At 45.1% G+C, this 18,861-nt stretch carries 15 protein-coding genes; 6 read left to right on the forward strand and 9 right to left on the reverse strand.

Features of this window, described 5'->3' with window-relative positions; all coding sequences use genetic code 11:
- Positions 1-7 precede the first annotated feature (7 nt).
- The 3 genes from FN831_RS08845 to FN831_RS08855 all read left to right on the forward strand — a co-directional run bounded on the left by FN831_RS08845 (position 8) and on the right by FN831_RS08855 (position 3,438).
- Entirely contained in the window at positions 8-1,939 is a 1,932-nt protein-coding gene (locus FN831_RS08845) for a PAS domain-containing protein (protein WP_142527865.1), read from the forward strand.
- A 137-nt stretch (positions 1,940-2,076) separates the two neighbouring features.
- Positions 2,077-2,364, forward strand: coding sequence for a putative quinol monooxygenase (locus FN831_RS08850; protein WP_142527866.1), 288 nt, complete (start codon positions 2,077-2,079; stop codon positions 2,362-2,364).
- A gap of 171 nt (positions 2,365-2,535) precedes the next feature.
- Positions 2,536-3,438, forward strand: coding sequence for a helix-turn-helix domain-containing protein (locus FN831_RS08855; protein WP_142527867.1), 903 nt, complete (start codon positions 2,536-2,538; stop codon positions 3,436-3,438).
- A 42-nt stretch (positions 3,439-3,480) separates the two neighbouring features.
- Here FN831_RS08855 and FN831_RS08860 read toward each other — a convergent pair whose 3' ends face one another.
- The 7 genes from FN831_RS08860 to FN831_RS08890 form a co-directional block, all read right to left on the reverse strand.
- The gene (locus FN831_RS08860; protein WP_142527868.1) at positions 3,481-4,248 is read right to left on the reverse strand and encodes an SDR family NAD(P)-dependent oxidoreductase; all 768 of its coding nucleotides are present in this window, start codon (positions 4,246-4,248) and stop codon (positions 3,481-3,483) included.
- Positions 4,245-5,072 carry an SDR family oxidoreductase gene (locus tag FN831_RS08865; RefSeq protein WP_142527869.1) on the reverse strand — a complete coding sequence of 276 codons (828 nt, stop codon included), beginning with the start codon at positions 5,070-5,072 and terminating at the stop codon, positions 4,245-4,247. Before FN831_RS08865 ends, FN831_RS08860 begins: the two co-directional genes overlap by 4 nt.
- 109 nt (positions 5,073-5,181) lie before the next feature.
- Positions 5,182-6,420 carry a cation:proton antiporter gene (locus tag FN831_RS08870; protein WP_142527870.1) on the reverse strand — a complete coding sequence of 413 codons (1,239 nt, stop codon included), beginning with the start codon at positions 6,418-6,420 and terminating at the stop codon, positions 5,182-5,184.
- A gap of 79 nt (positions 6,421-6,499) precedes the next feature.
- Positions 6,500-10,552 carry a PDC sensor domain-containing protein gene (locus FN831_RS08875; RefSeq protein WP_142527871.1) on the reverse strand — a complete coding sequence of 1,351 codons (4,053 nt, stop codon included), beginning with the start codon at positions 10,550-10,552 and terminating at the stop codon, positions 6,500-6,502.
- 46 nt (positions 10,553-10,598) lie between these two features.
- Complete coding sequence (locus FN831_RS08880; RefSeq protein WP_142527872.1) at positions 10,599-11,693, reverse strand: hypothetical protein; 1,095 nt, start codon at positions 11,691-11,693, stop codon at positions 10,599-10,601.
- A gap of 2 nt (positions 11,694-11,695) precedes the next feature.
- Positions 11,696-11,980, reverse strand: a complete 285-nt coding sequence (locus tag FN831_RS08885) for a DUF4384 domain-containing protein (protein ID WP_142527873.1) — start codon at positions 11,978-11,980, stop codon at positions 11,696-11,698.
- A gap of 307 nt (positions 11,981-12,287) precedes the next feature.
- Positions 12,288-13,181 (reverse strand): alpha/beta fold hydrolase, encoded by an 894-nt coding sequence (locus FN831_RS08890; protein ID WP_142527874.1) that lies wholly within the window; start codon positions 13,179-13,181, stop codon positions 12,288-12,290.
- Between the two features lie 237 nt (positions 13,182-13,418).
- On the opposite strand from FN831_RS08890, the gene FN831_RS08895 reads away from it, so the two are divergent.
- The gene (locus FN831_RS08895; RefSeq protein WP_142527875.1) at positions 13,419-16,337 is read left to right on the forward strand and encodes an NACHT domain-containing protein; all 2,919 of its coding nucleotides are present in this window, start codon (positions 13,419-13,421) and stop codon (positions 16,335-16,337) included.
- A gap of 11 nt (positions 16,338-16,348) precedes the next feature.
- A complete protein-coding gene (locus FN831_RS08900; RefSeq protein ID WP_142527876.1) occupies positions 16,349-17,089 on the forward strand; it encodes a glycerophosphodiester phosphodiesterase family protein in 741 nt (246 codons plus the stop codon).
- 37 nt (positions 17,090-17,126) lie between these two features.
- Here FN831_RS08900 and FN831_RS27675 read toward each other — a convergent pair whose 3' ends face one another.
- On the reverse strand, positions 17,127-17,264 hold the full coding sequence (locus FN831_RS27675; RefSeq protein ID WP_185960433.1) for a hypothetical protein: 138 nt from the start codon (positions 17,262-17,264) through the stop codon (positions 17,127-17,129).
- 60 nt (positions 17,265-17,324) lie between these two features.
- Entirely contained in the window at positions 17,325-17,468 is a 144-nt protein-coding gene (locus FN831_RS27680) for a hypothetical protein (protein ID WP_185960434.1), read from the reverse strand.
- A gap of 236 nt (positions 17,469-17,704) precedes the next feature.
- On the opposite strand from FN831_RS27680, the gene FN831_RS08905 reads away from it, so the two are divergent.
- Positions 17,705-18,811, forward strand: coding sequence for an acyltransferase family protein (locus tag FN831_RS08905; protein ID WP_142527877.1), 1,107 nt, complete (start codon positions 17,705-17,707; stop codon positions 18,809-18,811).
- Positions 18,812-18,861 lie beyond the last annotated feature (50 nt).

Below are 18,861 nucleotides of genomic sequence, written 5' to 3' on the forward strand. Positions count from 1 at the left end.
GCAGCGCATGGCATTAGATGTAAACAATAACACAAAAACCGAAAAAGAACTGAGTGAAACCGAGAGCCTAAAAGCTGTTCTGCAATTTTCACCTGTTCCAAGTTTCATCATAGATCCCAAAGGTAACCAGTTTACCATTATTTCTGTCAACAACTCATTTTTACAGCTTGCGGCTGATGCGGCTGAAGAGTTTGAAGGAAAATCCATGGCCGATATCTTTAAGCCTCTTGATTACTCTGCCTTTCAAAACAAATATGCGATGATGAAGGCATTAGAGCAGGTATTGTTCAGCACGATGCCTGAAAGCCTCACCATCTTCGGCTGTGAACTGTTCAGCGGATCAGCTGCAGGCCAGCCGGTTGATTTTCTCCATTGCGATATTTACCCGGTGCTGGGCAGCGACAGGAACGTCCGGCTGATTGTGCTGCATCTCCGTGAAACCAAAAAAGAACTTCCGGCAGGCGCAGAACCGGATTTTACCTGCAAGGAAAGGCCAGGAGCAGAGGGTATAAAAGCTGCTCCGGAAATTCTGCGTTCTACGGAACTTCATGCAATGGAATATCCTTTGCTGAAATCTGTACTTGAACAGGAAAAGGAAAGATATGAAGACCTTTTTAATTTAAGCCCGCTGCCACAGTTTCTGTATGACCTTGATACATTGCTGTTCCTGGATGCGAATGAGGCAGCAGTTGAAGAATACGGATATAGCAGGGAAGAGTTCCTCAAGCTCAGCCTTATGGACATCAGGCCCGAGGAAGACAGAGGTTTATTGACTGAGATCATCAATACCCGCGTAGTCAAAGGCAAGCTGGGCAATAGTACGGTGCGCCATATGAAAAAGAATGGCGAAATGATGTATGTGAACGTACAAGGCAACTCAGTACGCTATGGCGGAAAGAATGCCAGGCTCGTGGTTGTGGTGAACCTTACAGAAAAAATAAATGCACGCAAGACCATCGAAAGGAGCGAGCAGCGCTATAAGGCACTGGCCCAGGAAGGCTCAGACCTGATTGCCATCATCAGCGTTGAAGGTGTATATCACTACGTTAACCCTAATTCTAAAGCCATTATTGGTGTGGATTCTGATTTTTATATTGGAAAGAATGCTTTCGACTTTATCCATGAGGACGATAAGGAAATGGTGGCAGAACATATCAGTTTACTGACCAACCATAAACGTATCCAGTTGCCGCCCTTCCGTTTTGAGGTAAACAATGGTGAATACCGCTGGATCGAAACTGTGATGACCAATATGATTGATGAGCCCAGCGTTTCGGGAATCATTGCCAACTCCAGGGATGTTACGGAGCGTATCAAAAATGATCTCAGGGTACAGGAAAGTATTGAACGTTTTAATGTGGTTTCAAAAGCAACAAGTGACGCTGTGTGGGACTGGGACATGAAGGATGATAAACTGATCTGGAACAAGGGGCTGCGCGGCATCTTTGGATATAAGGTAAGTGAAACTGACGATGCCTGGTGGCTGGAGCGTATTCACAAAGACGATGTAAAGTATGTGATGGAACAATTCCAGTCTACGATCAAACACAAGCGGTCGCGGCTTGAGATAGAATACCGTTTCCGCTGCAGTGACGGTCATTATAAAAACGTTTTAGACAGGATGTTTACCACTTATAATAAGGCCGGTGAACCGATAAGGATGATTGGTTCAATTCAGGACATTACCGAAAGGACTAAAATCACAAGAGAAATCCAGGAGCAAAATGACCGTTTGAAAGAGATCTCCTGGCTGCAGTCGCATGGCGTACGGGCACCCCTAGCACGTGTAATGGGCTTAACAAACCTGCTTTCCTCCGGCATCATAGATCATGGATCTTCTGAGGAATCGCTGCGGTATCTTTTGCAGTCGGCTACAGAGCTCGACAATGTGATTCGTGATATCATCAAGAAAACAGAGAGTTTGCAGCGTAAGAAGTAGCCGCTTTGCTCAACATGTTCGAATTATACAATTATTGGTTTCCTGTAAACAATTCCCTGAAGGGGTAGTATGTTAATTTTGGACTCAAATGCTTGGCATTTCCAAAATATCAATATGCTCAATCAAATAATAATGTTATGGTTACCTATTTAACGATCTTTCAGACCAATGATGAAAATGCTTCCAGGGGATTGGAACTGATATTCTCAAAGCTCAGGAAAAACACGCCTTCAGAACCGGGATGCATCAGTTATAAGATTTATACCGAAGTCAACAACCCTTTGCGGTCCTATATTCTCGAGATATGGATGTCGCAGGAGCAGTTCGAAGATCATGGAGAAGTAGCGGCAGCCAATGGCTATGTAAAACAAGCCTTGGTATTTACGACAGGCCCGATCGAAACTTTTCAAATTATAGAAAAGTAGTGATATTCGGACAGAATGCTGTCATTAATAAAAAATACGTAGTTTGATTCCTCCGGACTGCATCTGCTCCCGGATTGCGGAAATATTCCTTTTTCAGAACAAATACTGTAGCCCAAATGTTAACGTAACCTAATATTTGGCCTGATCCTTCATACACTAAACGGCGAAATTATGTATAAAAAAGAAACGATAGAGGCGTTTTATAAAAACAACTATCATCAAACTCCCGGCGAGGAGGAAATGAACTTCAATGTTTTAAACTACAAAAAATGTCTGGAAGGAGATGTTATCCCATATCGCAGAAGGGATTACTATAAAGTTACTTTTCTGACAGGACATTATCTTCTTCATTATGGTGATAAAAGCCTGGAAATAAAGGGCACTCTTTTGGCTTTTTTCAGTCCGGAAATCCCATATACAGCAGATGCCATGCAAGTTGATAACAAGGGGGCATATTTCATTTTCCGTGAGGCCTACTTTAATGAGTTTTACAAAGGGAACATTCGTGACCTTCCCATTTTTGCCAGTAAGACGATACCCATATACCAGCTCGATGAACCGGGCGCATCCTTCGTAGAAAAAATGCTGGACAAAATGACGGATGAGATGAACTCTGATTACGAATTTAAACATGACCTGATCAGGAGTTACATTCTGGAGCTTTTACATTTTGCCTTGAAAATGCAGCCTACAGAAAACCTGTATAAAAATATTGATGCCAAAACCAGGATTACCAATGTGTTTAATGAATTACTTGACCGTCAGTTCCCGATTGAATCTCCCGACCGGCCCCTGAACCTGCGCAGTGCAGGCGACTATGCTGAGAAACTGGGGATCCATGTGAATTATCTGAACCGGGCTCTAAGGACTGCAACAGGGATTACAACCACAGAGCACATTAATGAACGCATTATTCGGGAGGCGATTAAGCTGCTTAAGCACTCAGACTGGAACATTGCCGAAATTTGCTACAGTCTCGGTTTTGAAGATCCCTCACATTTTAACCATTTCTTTAAAAGGCAGACTAACCTGAGACCTTCGCATTACAGGATGCAGTTCCGCAACATAAAATAAATAAGATGCCCAGCACCAGGGCGGGCATCTTATCACCCCCAATTATTTTTGCGGGCTCAGATTTAACACACCTCCATCTATCAATATCTCTGTACCAACAACAAAGGATGATTCGTCTGAAGCCAGAAATACAGCCGCGGGACCGATGTCAGCCGGCAGTCCGATCCTCCCAACAGGGATAGTCTGAACCGTTTGTTTTTTATATTCCTCAACCTGGTCTGCCTGTAAGGCCTTCCCAAAGATCGGCGTATCTATGGTACCGGGCAAAATTGCATTCACCCTGATTTTCCTGGATAATAAATCCTGAGAAAACCCGCGCGCATAAGATCTGATCGCAGCTTTACATCCACTGTACACGCACATTCCCTCAAAAGCATAGCGCCCGCCAAATGAGGACATCAGTATGATCGAGCTACCTTCGTTCATATAAGGAACAGCTTTCTGAACGGTAAAATAAACGGCTTTCTGGTTCAGGGCGATGAACTTATCAAAAACATCTTCCGATGTGTCTACCACTGTCTGTTGTTTTGCACTGTCCGGAGGCCCCCCGGCATTTACCACCAGAATATCAATGCTGCCAAACCTGTCAGCTGTTTGTTTGAATACGTTGTCCAGATCCTCCGATTTGGTCACATCGGCATTGATAGCAATAAAACTGTCTCCAAGTTGTTGTATTGATTTGTCCAGCGTTTCCTGGGTCCTGCCTACGATCGCACCAATCGCACCTTCATTTTTGAAGGCTTCAGCAACGCCAAAACCGATACCGCTGTTACCACCGGTGATCACGGCGACTTTGTCCTTCAGTTTCATATTTTTACTGCTAAAGTTTCAGGAATAAACCGGTTCCGCATAAAGTCGACATATTCCTGATCGGCCTTCTGCCTGGTGCTGAAATACAGTTCAGTATCCTCGCCAATGTGATAACGGAGACGATCTGAGTTGTCTGTGGCTGCGGCGTAAATTAATGCGGCCACATCTTCCGGCGGAGCAGGGGTCTCATATTTATACCAGTTGTCCATTCCTTCTTTAGTTACATCCTCATAAACTTTGATCTGATCGTCTTTGGCCTGAAGGTATGACCCTGTGTTGTTGGTCGCCGTTGACCCGGGCTCTACAATTTTTACCCTGATGTTCAGCGGGAGCAATTCATAAGAAATCCCCTCTGTAAAGCCCTCCACTGCAAATTTGCTGGCATGATACAAACACATTCCCGGAAAGGTGATCCGTCCTCCCTGTGAGGAAACATTGATAATCGTACCAGATCCGTTCGCTCTGAAGTGGGGGATGATTGTTTTTACCGTATTCATCACCCCAAATAGATTTACCCCGAACTGAGTTTTTACCTGATCGCTGGTCGCCAGTTCAAATGCTCCCAATACCAGTATGCCGGCGTTGTTAACCACAACATCAATCTTCCCGAATTTTTCTATACCCGCATCGATAGCTGATTTAATGCTGTCGTTATCCTCCACATCAATTTTCGTAACGAAAACATTGTTTAGTTTTGTAAGTTCCTGTTCCTTATCAGGAGAACGCATGGTTGCGATCACATTCCATCCTTCGGCAGCAAATTTTTTGGCTGTGGTCTTACCAATTCCGGCAGAAGCACCGGTAATTAAAATTGTCTTTTCCATAGTTTTTAATTTAGACTCCTAAGTTATGCCGCCGCATTTCCTTAAGATTGTCCGTTAAAAACCAATACTTGTACATTTCAGGACTTTTTGCCGGGCTTGAAAAATACCGCTAGTCCACCAGTTTATCCACAACCTTGTTCAGCGTTAATCCCTGTACAATAATAGAAAAAACCACAATAATATAACTAACCGATACGATCATGGGCTTAAATTCTGAAAAGGGCAGGGAGAGCGCCAGCGCTACTGATATACCTCCCCGTAAACCTGCCCAGATGACAATGGCGATACGTTTATAGGGCAGTCCGAGGCTTCGCGACAGCACCATGGCAGGAGCGGTGATACTGATTGATCTCGCTATCAGCACAAAGACAATAGCCAGCAGGCTGATTACCCAATACGCGCTGTAAAAATGTATGGTTGCTACCTGTAAACCGATCATCACAAAAAGAATGGTGTTGAGCAGGTCGTCAATCAATCCCCAGATTTTATCCAGGATATCTTTTAAAGATCTTTCATCTGCTGTCATGCCCAGCTTCACATTACTCAGCATTAATCCTGCTGCCACAGCGGCCAGCGGGATCGATACATGCAGTATACCGCCCAGTACCGATATCCCCATGACCATCGAGATCGTGATCATCAGCACGGTCTGCAGTTCGGTGATCTTCTTGATCAGGTAGATACAAATCACCGCAGAACCAATACCGAGCAATACGCCCCCAAAAACTTCCTGTACAAAAAGGATGAGCGTGCTTGACCAGGTGAAGGCGGCAGTTGTACTGTCAGTAAGTTCACGCAGCGTAACGAAAAGGAGGATTCCAACCCCGTCATTGAACAGGGATTCTCCGCCGATAATGGTTTCCAGAGAGGCGGGTATCCTTGATTTTTTAAGCACGGAAAGCACGGCTACAGGATCAGTAGGAGAGATCAGCGCACCAAAAAGTAAACAGTATAACAGCGGCACATCAATTCCAAAAAGGGGCAGCGTCCAGAAAAACAGAAAACCAAAGATGGTGGTAGAGCCGATTACCCCGACGGTACTCAGCACCAAAACCGGCAGCTTTTGGGCTTTCAGCTTTTCAAAATCAAAATGCAGGGCACTGGTAAAAAGCAGGAAGGCCAGCATCACATCGAGGAGTGTCCTTGTAAAATCTACGCTTGCAGTCAGTTCCTTAAAAAAATTGTATGCCTCAGGAAAGATCTTTCCGGAAACTAAGATCAGGATGGAGAGCACAATGGCAATCACCATGATACCTATTGTTCCGGGAAGCTTAACATACCGGTGGTTGATATAGGCGATGAATGAACTGATCGTAAAAAGTATGGCAATGGTAGTAAAAGTATCCATAGATACTTTTACACATGAATCATGCCTGTATACCCTCAGCTGTTTTTTTTATCTGCAGATCCCTGAACATTCAGCGCAGCTAAGCAGCCTTGTTAGCCTGTGCAGGATCAGATTTAAATATATTAAAAACCTGTACCAGCAGGGGGGCAGCCGCAACAGCCGCCGTAACATACTTGAACAGGTCACTGTAGGTCTCCTTCTGAGAGGTAAACAGAAAGGCCAGCACCGCCGTGATCAACAGCGTCAGTGGGATTTTCAATTTCCGCCAGTTTCCGTTATCCTCTATTTGCCGCTGGATACTGTCCGCTTCAGATTTGCCAATTGCAGTCAGTATAAAATCACGGAACCCATGGTTAAACAGCCTGATGATACCATCATCTTCCCTGATCACCAATCCTTTACTGATCAGCAGGATCAGGTTGTATTCATCAAATGGGTTAACCAGTCCGTCTTCGGCCAGATCATAGAGGATAAATTTTTCCTCCTTGGTGAGCGACTGCCAGATATACATATAGAAATAGTGAGAGGTTACACCAAGTTTCATGGTAATCGATTCACTGTTCATTCCCCCGGCATTTAACAGTTTGCCTGCTTTATGTATTGGCGCAGACATTTTAGAAAGCATATGGCCGCGCTGTGTTTCGTATTTGAGCGTATTGCGCCAGTTTCCAGTTAATTTGGAACTGTTAAACCTCGGTTTCAGGCCCATGTTTTGCGTTTCCAGTTTTTGGATCACCAGTCTGAAATGCCCCAGCAGCACATGCCAGCGTTCCAGGTCATGTTCCGGTGAGGACTTGCCTGTGATCTGATGATTTACGGAATCCAGGAAATTAACCGGGTGCACGGTAGAGATGATCATCACCTTGCAGTTATTCTTTTGCAGGATGTCTTCCAGTAAGCCCAGCTTTGCACGGTTAGACTCGGGGTTTTTGATATCATATTCAAACTGATTCACGATCACTAGCTTATGCTGTCCGGAAAGTGCCTGCGTGCGCATGGTGTTCCAGTCTGTTACCGAATTTGCTGGCGTGCCTGCCGCTGTGGCGCCCGTATCATTTGGTATCAGGAACATATCGGCCACAAAGCAGTTATCGTTTGCCGGATTCGGCGACTTATAGCGCAGTGGAGTGCCGTCCTTTCCGGTAATTACGCCGCTTTGCACAAGGCTGATCACATGTTCCATCTTGCCCGATCCCGGGACACCAATTAAAAACACCAGCTTGTTCAGGTCATTGTCTTCCAGTAATATCCTGTCTATGATTGGCCAGCCGGCATTGGATGGGAGGTTAAGGCTAAACAGCCGTTTGATCACCTGTTTAAAAGTGTAAAAGAAAGCAGCAAGCACGGCAAAAAATCCGAGCCATAAAAATATGTCCCTGAACAGGTCGCGCTCCTTTTCCTGCAGCGGAAGTTCGTAGCCCAATGGTGATGATTTCAGTACAAAATGTTTGTTTTCTGCCAGTGCATATTCGCTCTTGTCATTGCCCTTCTCAAACAACCCGCTAAACCGCCAGTTGGCATCACAGGGCGCCATTGCCACACCGTCAATACCGGGAACCAGCCTCTCATTGTTTACTGTCAGCAAACGGAACATGAAATTTGCAGCCTCATCAGCTTTGTTCTGCTTTGCACATTCGATTTGATCCTTCTGAACAGTATCCATGTAAATCCAGATACCGTCGCGGTATACATTAGGCTTTACAATCCTGTCGCTTTGCGGTTTGTCCAGTACTGCATTGGTAAACTCGATATGACGGTAACGGGACACCAGTCTTAAATTGTAATTATAGATCGTGATAAAAAACAGCGCTACAGGCAGTCCGCTGGTAATGATCAGCCTTGAGAAAGACATCAGCGAAAAACTGATGCTCAGGTCATTTCCAGCCATCCGGTCTATACGTTCTCTAAAACCCGGCAAGGCAGCCAGGTAGCAGAGGCCAAAAAGCGCCGCAGTCACCAGGGCTTCAAAAAGCAGCAGGAACTGAAACGGAACGTAGTACAATGCAATGGAATTCATGAGTACCAGCAATCCGCCCATTGTCCATGCTGTCCGCTTTTTAAGTTTGATCTTCTGCCGGTCTCCTTCCTTATGTCTGGACAGGTAGAGGTAATTCTGAAAGAAATAAGAAATTTTTGCTGCTGCGAGGAATATAAATACAAACTCCAGGAAAGAAACAGCCGTAAACCAAAAGCCCAGTAAAACGATGATGATCACAATGTTTGCCAGCGTTGACAGGTTGTACTCCCCACGGAACAATGCATTGGGGCCCATCCAGGAAACATCAAAGTAATGTTTGGTATAAAACGCAGGGCGCACTGCCACTGCAAAAAGGATCAGCAGGTCTAAACCGAGTATGATGAAATAAGCAAACAGCATCGAAAAGGTAAACGTAAAATTGTTCACCTGCCTGAAACTGATGAATGAACTGTCCTCCATCACCAGCAGGGTAAAAGGCAGCCCTGCCACCGGTTCAGCATAAACTTTATATTGCCTGCCCTCATAACGGGTGTTAAAAACTGTATCCGTTAAATGCTGAACGGCTGCAGCCAACACGCTGTGGGCGGAAAATTCTTCGAATAAATTCTCGTTGAGTTGCTTTGCCTTGTTGCTGTGATAGAGTACCTTGCCTTCCTGATCAATCATGCAGAATATAAACCCGGGTGTCAATATCACATTGCGCAGCGATTGCATATTAAAAGATAAGGTCGTTAACTTGTTCTGCTTCGATCGTACAGACATCACAGTGGTAAAATCGCCTGTAATCCTGGAAACCACCGGTTCCAGCGCAAATACCTTTCCCATATGGGTTGATAGGTACAGCGGGGGACCGGCAGCATAGAGCGACTTAAAATAACCTCTGTTTGAGTAATTGCCCGTCGGCGCGTTAAACCTAGCCTTTGGCGACCAGTTTCCGGTTTCTTTGCCCGCACTGTTCATCTGATTGACCTGGTTGATGCTCGTGTCTTTTCTAAAACGCATAAGTCCCTGTATCACCTTAGCGTCGAAGCCGCTGCTCATTCCTGTATCCAGACTGTTTGCTCTTGCGTTGACATTGGATTTTGTACTGGTTGTTGGTGCGCTGATGATGTTGTCGGCGGCAAGTAATGTCCGGTATCTGTCGCCAATTTCATTGGAGAATGCGGTCGCCAACCTGGCGGCAGTATTTTTGGCGGATGTTTTAAATGCTTCTGGTCCTGTCCGTACGGGCATGCTATAGCAGAGGAAAACAAAAAATAGCACAGACATCAGCAGCATGGGCACTGCCAGCGAGAAGATGCCATCAGATGCCGTCATCCTGTCCTGCGAGCCCATCTGGTAGACCTTGATCCAGGGCAGGGCAATAATAGATGCCAGGACAATTACTGACAGCAGGATTACGATCTCATTGGGCAGGTTATTTCTTTCCGTATTATACCGGGATTTTGATACCAGACCTGCAATCGTCAGCTTGCCCTGCGTTTTGGTGCTGAGCTGCTGTGAGAATAACTTATAGGCTGTGCCGCTCAGGGAAACATTCCTTACCGGATTTTTATCGAATGCGCTTTTGTCATTTTTTAAGGAGTCTACAACCATACGCGTAATCCCGCTCTGAAATGTTTGATAGATCACTGTGGTATCCTTAAAGATAATGTAATTATCAAAAGAGTTTTCCGGAAACAGCCCTGCGATAAACCGTTTCAGCGTGTAGGTCATCTCGATAATTGTTTTATCGCGGCGCAGGCGGATGGAGAAAACATCGCCATTTACTGTAATTGTGGTGTCCGTGGTTTTAATTACAGGTGGTACTTTCAGTTTATCTGCCGGAAGCACCGGAGGCGCTGAGTAAGTTCCGGTATCCAGTCTGAAATTTGCGTTCCTGACGTTTTTTAAATATTCGGCCACCAGCTGGTAGCGATCACTTGTTTTTGGCTGTTTAAAGCTGTCCATCAATGTATTGAGCAGGTCCAGCGAGTTGCTGATCTTCTCATCTACATTGGCAGCCATATTCTGAAGGCTCCTGTATCTTTTGAGCTCTATTTCATTTTGATTAACAGGTATATACCAGAGGAAATATCCTGCACCGAGAATAATAATCAGAATCACTGTAGCAAAGACAGTTCCGGCTTTGGAGTTGATAATTGGTAGTTTCATCTTTGATTAAATTAAGAGCTGTTATTTCCTCTGTTATACCTGCTATTTATTTTTTTGAACTAAATTGTTTGAACATTTCGAAGGGAGCACTGATGATAAACTGTGCGCCAAAACCTTCCTGGAAACTTGTCCACTTGTTTTTTACACTAGTGAGATAACCGAAGTTAACACCGCCCTGAAGCCCTTTTGTCTTTCCTTTTATAAAATACAAGGGAAGTGTAAAGGCTACTTTCTCACTTTCAATTCCGTAGGTCACAGCAGGGGCTATGGCCAGAATAGGCTCAGTATCGCCCTTGTTATTAAAGCTCTGACGATATTCCGCAGTAACTTTATGGTCCCTGGAATATTCCGGGCTTCCGAATGAAAGGGTTTGGCTAAATGTATTATTGGTGGTACCAAATTTCCTGCTAAACTCCATTTCATCCGCGCTCTCATAGGTTTTGGAGAAGTGATATGAAAAGGCAAGGTAATTCTTAACAGAAAACGGGAAACCTACGGTAAATCCAACATTTGGTGTGAAATGCGTTTCTTCCTTCTTTTTGAGGCTCACTGAATCTGTTGCATAAGAGAATTTGGCTTTGTTAAAGGCTACACTGAGATTGTAGAAGACCGGGTTTCTGTTGCTGATCTTTTTCAGGATCAGCTTTTGTTTTTCCGTTCCGTTTTCCATCATGTAGTTTCTGTCGGCAGTGAGATCGCTCACCGCTGGGTTGTTTCTTCTGAATTCGGCTTTAACATCGTTGAAAGCCCTGCGCTCAGCGGCGGTATATTCCGGGTTCCAGTTCATATACTGGATATTCAGCGCAATCGTGGTACCCGGTGTTAGTCCTTTCCTGAAATCAAAAATGGTAGCTTTTGTTGCAGTTTTACCTATATTCTGCTCCAGTGATAAACCCCCGTTCCAGGATTTGCCGCCTGCCTTTAGTTCCGCATTTCCTTTTACGCCCTTCTCCAGCTCAGATGAAAGAGAGAGATTAGAAATTACGTTCGAGAAAGCACCGTTACCGTTAGGTGTAAAGTTGGCGGCTTTTACCTGCGATTCTCTTTTTTCAAGCATTTCCTTTTCTGCTGCGGACCTTTCCTGTGAAAATCCGCTGAATGAAGCTGTTGTTAATACAATTGCGAGTAGCTGTTTTTTCATATTTATAAATAAAGCGGTGTAGTTACATTAATGATGTTTTCCGATTCCGCTGCTGCAGCTAAATCAAACGTGATTCCTTCAGTGTACTCAATGAATGGGGGATTAGCCTTAATTGTGTACCTGGCTGGATTTGATGACCAGTAATGGTATTCCAGCTGGTAAGTTGTGTTGGGCTGCAGCACTACATTTGCAGTGTCATTGTCAGCAAAGGACAGCAGTTTTACACCATCACTGTCATAGAGGTAAACCCGAAGGTAGCCGTTGTCGGCCGAAGTTGTAATTTGCATATTTGAGCGTTAATTAATAAGTTTCCAATGAATTTTCCGGATCAGATCAGCCTGGATCCTGCAGATAATCAGGTCAGCCTGATTCCTTTTTGCCTTTTAGGACAAAGTGTTTTCTAAATATGAATGTGCGGTAGCGGCTGGATAACGGGGGTAAATCTAGGTATTCATTAAGCAAGCGGAAATAGCGAGAAATAGCTATTGTTAGAGAAGGTAGAGCCCGCGGGACTGGCAAAAAAAAAGCCTGGTCCTGAAATGTCTCCCGGGAGGGGCATTTCAGAACCAGGCTCTTGCGATGAGCGTGATATGACTATTTAATATGCGTGGCGGCGTCGATAATCAGATTGGCCACCTCTACCGGATGCGACTCAAATACGGCATGGCTTGCACCTGCAATTTCTACAGTCTTGCTTGTTGCCCTTTTTGCATAAAAGCGTTCCAGGTCGGGATTGATGATGCGGTCAGACTGAGCTACCATATACCAGCTTGGCCTGCTTCTCCAGGCAGGTGTTTGTATCACCGCACGGAAAACCACATCGGCAGTAGGCATTTGCGCATCTGCCATAAATGTAGCCCGGTACTTTGGCAGGTCGGCGGCGAAATCGGCATAAAACATTTCAGGCTTGATGTAATCAAAACCGTCGGCACCTTTTTGCAAAGATTTGTAGGCCGAAGGATAAAGTTTACCGTTTCCGGCTTCAGTTTCTCCTTTATCAGGTGCGTGCGCTGCGATATATACCAGTCCTGCCACGTGAGGGTCGTTTCCCGCTACAGTGATAACTGCACCACCGTAACTGTGGCCAACAAGGATGCATGGGCCGTCCTGCAGGTCGAGCACGCGCTTAACTGCTGCAACATCATTTTCAAAAGAATTTAAGGGTTGCTGGGTAACAGTCACATGATATCCTTTTTTATACAGGATATCATAAACGGGTTTCCAGCCCGACCCGTCTACAAATGCACCATGTACGAGGACGATATTTTTAACCACTTTGGCTGGCTGCGCAGCTACAACAGGGGCGGGCTTTGCCGCAGGTTTCGTTTGTTGTACTGCAGCAGGTGCAGCCGGCTTTGCCGGTTGAGCGCTGGTTGTTGCCGATGGCTTTGCTACCTGCGCATGCGTTGAAAGACTTAAGGAGGCACTTAATGCAAAAGCAGCCGTGAAAGCAATGCTGCTGTGCCTGATAAATTTCAGATTTTTCATAGATGTATAGAAGAGTATAAATTAAGCTAATTACAATATATAACGCATCTGCGCTTCATACGATACGATCAATGAAAAATAAATCCTGCAGGAACAGGCTTGTCCCGCGGTTACAACTGGAGAATTAAGGTAGTTGTTACAGGATATTTAATTCACCGGCTGGAAACTTTTACCGGATATTTTTAACATATACTGTTAGATTATACATTTATTCCGCGATTTTAATCAGGTCATCCAATGAATAAAAAAACTCATCTTCTGCGTTTATTAGTGGCTGCAGGGGCAATCCTCGTAGTGATGGTCAATGCCTTTGTGAACGATGGACTGCTAAAATTTTGCTGTAATGCGATCGCTGTTGCCGGCAGTGCGTACGGGATCATCGTGTTTATCTTTCCCAGGTCGGCATTCGTGCATAAACTAAACTATCAGCTGCGTAAATATGTATTCTTCAACATACTTCTTGGCCCGGAAAGAGAGGAAAGTGTAAGCGGGGCTGATGCTTTCGTTAAGTTAAAAAGCAGATTATTAGCCTATACGGCAGAACAGATCAGTAACCGCACAGATCTCATTAACAGTCCTGAGATATTCAGTTTCGATTTTGGTGTAAAAGAAGAATTCAATGGGGGAAGCATTCCGGGGAACCAGTCAAAAGAATGGAAGGAACATCTGCAGGACCAGTTTCTGTTTATCACAGGCGCATCAGGCAGTGGAAAAACCTTCGAACTCATCAAACGCGTCCACTTCCTTTGTGAACAGCTCAAGCCTGGCGAAACCAACCGGGAACTGCTGCGGGACCAAAAGGTTCCGCTATACATTGAGCTAAAATCATTAGACCGGAACCTTGATCAGCACTGGATTGAAGATTATATCAGTAAGTCTGCTTCCATTGCAAATAAAGACTTGAGCCTGAGCGAAATTACGGCATTAATTGTCGGTAAGCAGGTCGTTTATTTTTTTGATGGTTTAGACGAAGTCGAAGAAGAATACCGGTATGCCTGTGTCCAGGAGATGATCAGGTTATCAAAAATTACCGGTGTGCATGTCAGCTGCCGGAAAGAAGTTTTCAAACGGCTTACTGAGGCTAATCAACTGGAACTTCAATATTATCCCGCAGAATACTTCCTTAAACCACTCAGCTTTGAATTCGTTAAGGACACAATCCGGTCACTCTTCAACCGGACTGATGCTGTAAAGGCAGAGATGATTGAATTCATCACCAACAAACCCAGGCTGCAGCGGCATATGTCGCGGCCAATATTCCTCAATCTGTTCATCGGTGTATACACCAACTTAACTGAGGAAGAAAAGCGGAGGCTCGCAATCGGCAATGTAGAGGAAACAATGGATATCCTCTGGGCAAACTATGAAGATTTTATCGTTAAAAATAAACTATGGAGAGACAGCGACATCCTGGGGATCAGGACGATCACCGTATGGCTGGCCAGGATCATGGGATACCGGTCGTTCTATATTGAGTCGATCCAGCCCTCATGGATTTCCACGATAAAAGAGGGTGCGGTGGTAGAGCATAAGGGCCTTCAGAAACTTTATTATTTAACCACAAGGGTGGTCGCCTCGGTGATTATCGGCAGTGCCCTGTCCTGTATCATCTCAACACCCTTTGCCCTATTGTCCGGAAGTATCATCGGCGGTACAGCAATTTCAGTATTGGCCGGTCTTTACAACAGGATAAAGGCACCGGAGGGGATTCCGGTATGGCTTACCAACTTCCTGTTTTCGATAGGAATGATCGCTGTGCTGATTATTGTCTGCGGAGGCTACCAGGGCCTGGCCCTGCGCAGGGCCCCCGAGGAAATGGCTACCCCGTACTTTTCTGCTACTGAATGCTGGCCGGGGGTATTGCTGGGCATCACCCTCAGCACTATTTTCAGTTACCGTGTGATTATGGAAAAGATCAGGAAACAATATATCCTGCCGGTAGAGCTTTTTCATTTCGACTGGCCCCATGCCGTAAAATATGGCTTGTCCTGGGGTTTCACGAGCGGCATTATTGTAGGTACGATGGGTGTTTACGTGCGTAATAAATATGAGCAGACAGTATTCATCAGGAAGTGGCTTGTGCCATACCTGCAAAAGGAACTGCACAATTTTCGGGGAGCCTCAATCTCAGCAGCTCATCTCGATGCCGCCATTTTCATCTATGCCTTCCTTGTTACCTTTTTCGTGGCCTCGATCCTGATTGTCCTGCTGGCGGGCCGGTACAATGATCAGGTGCAGACAAATATCGGCAAGAAACAAAAACTAAATTACGGTATCAAAGAGTCCCGCCGTCATGCACTGGTCCACGGCGGCAAGGTAGGTGTGCTCGTTGCGGCCCTTTATTATATCATTATGCTCAGGATTGGTATGGGCAACTGGTTTTTCTGCCTCAAAATATCTCTGGGTGCATCAGTACTGGCGTTTTTATGGTTTGGCGGGATGGAAGTGATCAACCATCGTATCCTGCGGATCAATCTTTATTTACGGGGCATTGCACCACTGGATTATACACCATGGGTACAGAAACAGCAGGATATGGGCCTGATTATATCTACGGGTTTCCAGATGAAGTTTTATCATACTACACTGGCCGGTTATTACATGCGTTATCCGCTGGAGAATAACCCCCGCATCCGGCTGAAAAAGGTCAACGCAACAGACTTCCTTTTATATACACTGATACTTGCTGCCTGTGTAGTGTTCATTGCACTTCCATTTTACCAGCGCTACATCGGGCAAACATACTGGAAAGGGGATTATGATATCAGGACTGATATTCCAGAAAGTAAAAAAGTAAACGACAGCACTTACAGGTTCCTGGCAAACGGGAAAATGAATGTCTCTGCCAGCGGATATATTGTTGTAGGAACCTTTGTTGGTTACGCTTGTCCGCAGGGAACTACCTGTGGGTTTATGGGAATGCCTATCGACAGCGCTTACAATCTGGACGGGTTTGGGCAATACCGGCATGCTGCTTTACTTTACCGTATTAAACATCAGGATACGCACTGGTCTGAATATCGGTACGCTTCAGAACTCCGCTTGCTCAATGTCAAAAAGAACGACCTTTTGCAGGTACTCGTCAATGATAAGGAATGGCAGAATAACACTAAACGTTACCAGCTTTCAATGAAAGCCTGCGGAAATTGCAAATAAATAACCATCAAATGAACCATCAGCTAATGTCCTGGCTTACCAGTATGCCCATCGCACACCGCGGTCTGTATGACGAGGAAAATGCCATACCGGAAAATTCCATGACTGCATTCGAAAAGGCAATTGAACACAATTACGCGATTGAGCTGGACGTATATGTAACCCTGAGCCATGAGGTAGTTGTTTTTCATGATCCAACATTGAGAAGAATGTGCGGTGTTGACAAACGTGTAGAATCTTTAACCAAAGAAAATCTGGCGCGTTATCAGTTGCTGAGGACGGGCGAGCGGATACCTTTGCTAAAAGATGTACTTAGACTCGTGAGGGGCAGGGTGCCCCTGCTGATCGAAATTAAACGGCAGCCCTGGATTAAAAATGCCAATATGGTGATTTTGAATACGCTGCTGGGTTATAAAGGAGAGATGGCTGTACAGTCGTTTGATCCCTTTGTGCTCGGATGGTTTGCCCGGAAAGGCCCGATGGTGACGCGTGGCCAGCTTGCCTCAGACTTCCGCTCAGAAAAAATGCACTGGCTTTTGAAATACCTGCTGTGCAACCTCAAGCTTAATTTTATTAGTAAGCCACATTTTCTGGCCTATGATGCAAAGGCGCTCCCTAAACGCCATATCGAAAGAAGAAGGAAAAAGAATGGAATGATTGTGCTGGGCTGGACGGTTGCAGACCAGGCGGAGCTGAACAGGATTAAACCGCATTGCGACAATATTATTTTTGAGAGATTCAGGCCCGGATAGAAAAAAGGCCGGCAAATTCTGCCAGCCCTTCTTTAGCTTATCTATGCGGACGGTGATTAACCACTACATGGTGTCTTTTTTTACGGTGTTTCTTACGATGATGTGGTTGCGCGTCGGCTGCCTGAAAGGCAAAGGTAGTCAGTAAAATGAATACCAGAATTTTTATGTGTTTCATAGAATTGATATAAGTGTGTACTTAAATGTTGATGTATTCAGCTGCAATGCTTGCAGAAGATTAATTGTGCCGGCCTCTTTCCTGTTGTCCTTTTCCCTCATTGTGCCCCCCATTTCCCCTGTGATGGCGCATTTCTGCACAGCCTGATAACATTACAGCCGTGACTAACAGCAGGCAGAACGTTTTGATAGTATTATTTTTCATGTTCGTTTATGATTTGAAGTTAGAACACGAATGAGCCCTGATTGTTGCCTGCCTGGGGGGCGTTATCGACAGACGGCAGGCTTGTGTCGACGCAGCGGTACAATGTGCAGATGAAAGTTGCGGTGTTTTGCTGCTCATAAATCAATTTTGATTGAATCAATATTTTAAATAGCTTGCAGAGCCTCGATTCCGGAGCTTTCATACATTCAAATCATCTGACAGGGATATAACATATAATGGATACAAACAAAACCGCGGGTACGCTTCTCCAAACAAAACAGCATTATGAAATTCTCGACGGACTGAGAGGGTTTGCCGCTCTGGCGGTGGTCACCTTCCATTTTATGGAGTGGGTATATACTGATTCCAGTCAGAACTTTATCGGCCACGGTTTTTTGGCGGTCGATTTCTTTTTCTGCCTTTCCGGATTTGTGATCGGTTATGCCTACGATGACCGCATCGCCAAAATGGGCAGAGCTAAGTTTTTCATATCAAGAATGATCAGGCTGCACCCACTGGTTGTAGCAGGATCTGTCCTGGGCCTGCTGGCATTCTTGTTCGATCCCTTTGGCGGTCATCCGGAAATGTACAGCACCGGAAAAATCATTCTGACATTTTTCTGTTCCATACTGATGATTCCCTTACCTGTGATAGCCGACAGGGGTTTTAACCTGTTCAGCTTTAATGCACCGGCCTGGTCGTTATTTTGGGAATATATGGCCAATATTGTCTACGGATTTGTGCTTTACCGCATTAGCAAAGCTTTCGTGCTGCTGTTAACCATTCTTTCTGCAGTTGCGATATGCTGTGTCAGCTATCGCTCCGGCAATTTGCTGGGCGGCTGGAGCGGGCCAACGTTCTGGGACGGCTGCGCCAGGATATCCTATTCCTTTTTAGCAGGACTGCTGATTTACCGTTCCAACTGGATCATCAAAAACAAGCTGGGTTTTATCGGTCTGGCCATATTGCTGCTCCTTGCCTTTATCATGCCAGCCTCCCCAAAATGGAACTGGTTCGCAGAACCTATCATTGTACTGCTTTATTTTCCCTTACTGATTGCTTTAGGCGCCGGGGCTGCACTGTCGCCCGGACTAAAAAACATTTGCGTATTTTCAGGAAAGATCTCTTACCCGCTTTACATGACGCATTATGCTGCATTATGGATGTTCGGTAATTATCTGACCAATTACAAGCCGGATGCGGATCATTTAACCCTGATCATTATATCCGGTGTGCTGCTGCTGCTTGGCGCATCATATCTGGTAATGGTGCTTTATGATATCCCGCTGAGGAAATATCTGACAGAAAAATGGAAGCAGCGGTTAGCCAGTAATCAGACTTAAGGTAGTTAATTTCGTATTGCCAGGGATATTCCTGTGAATATACAAGCAAG

Source organism: Pedobacter westerhofensis, from assembly GCF_900182595.1.
GTDB lineage: Bacteria > Bacteroidota > Bacteroidia > Sphingobacteriales > Sphingobacteriaceae > Pedobacter > Pedobacter westerhofensis.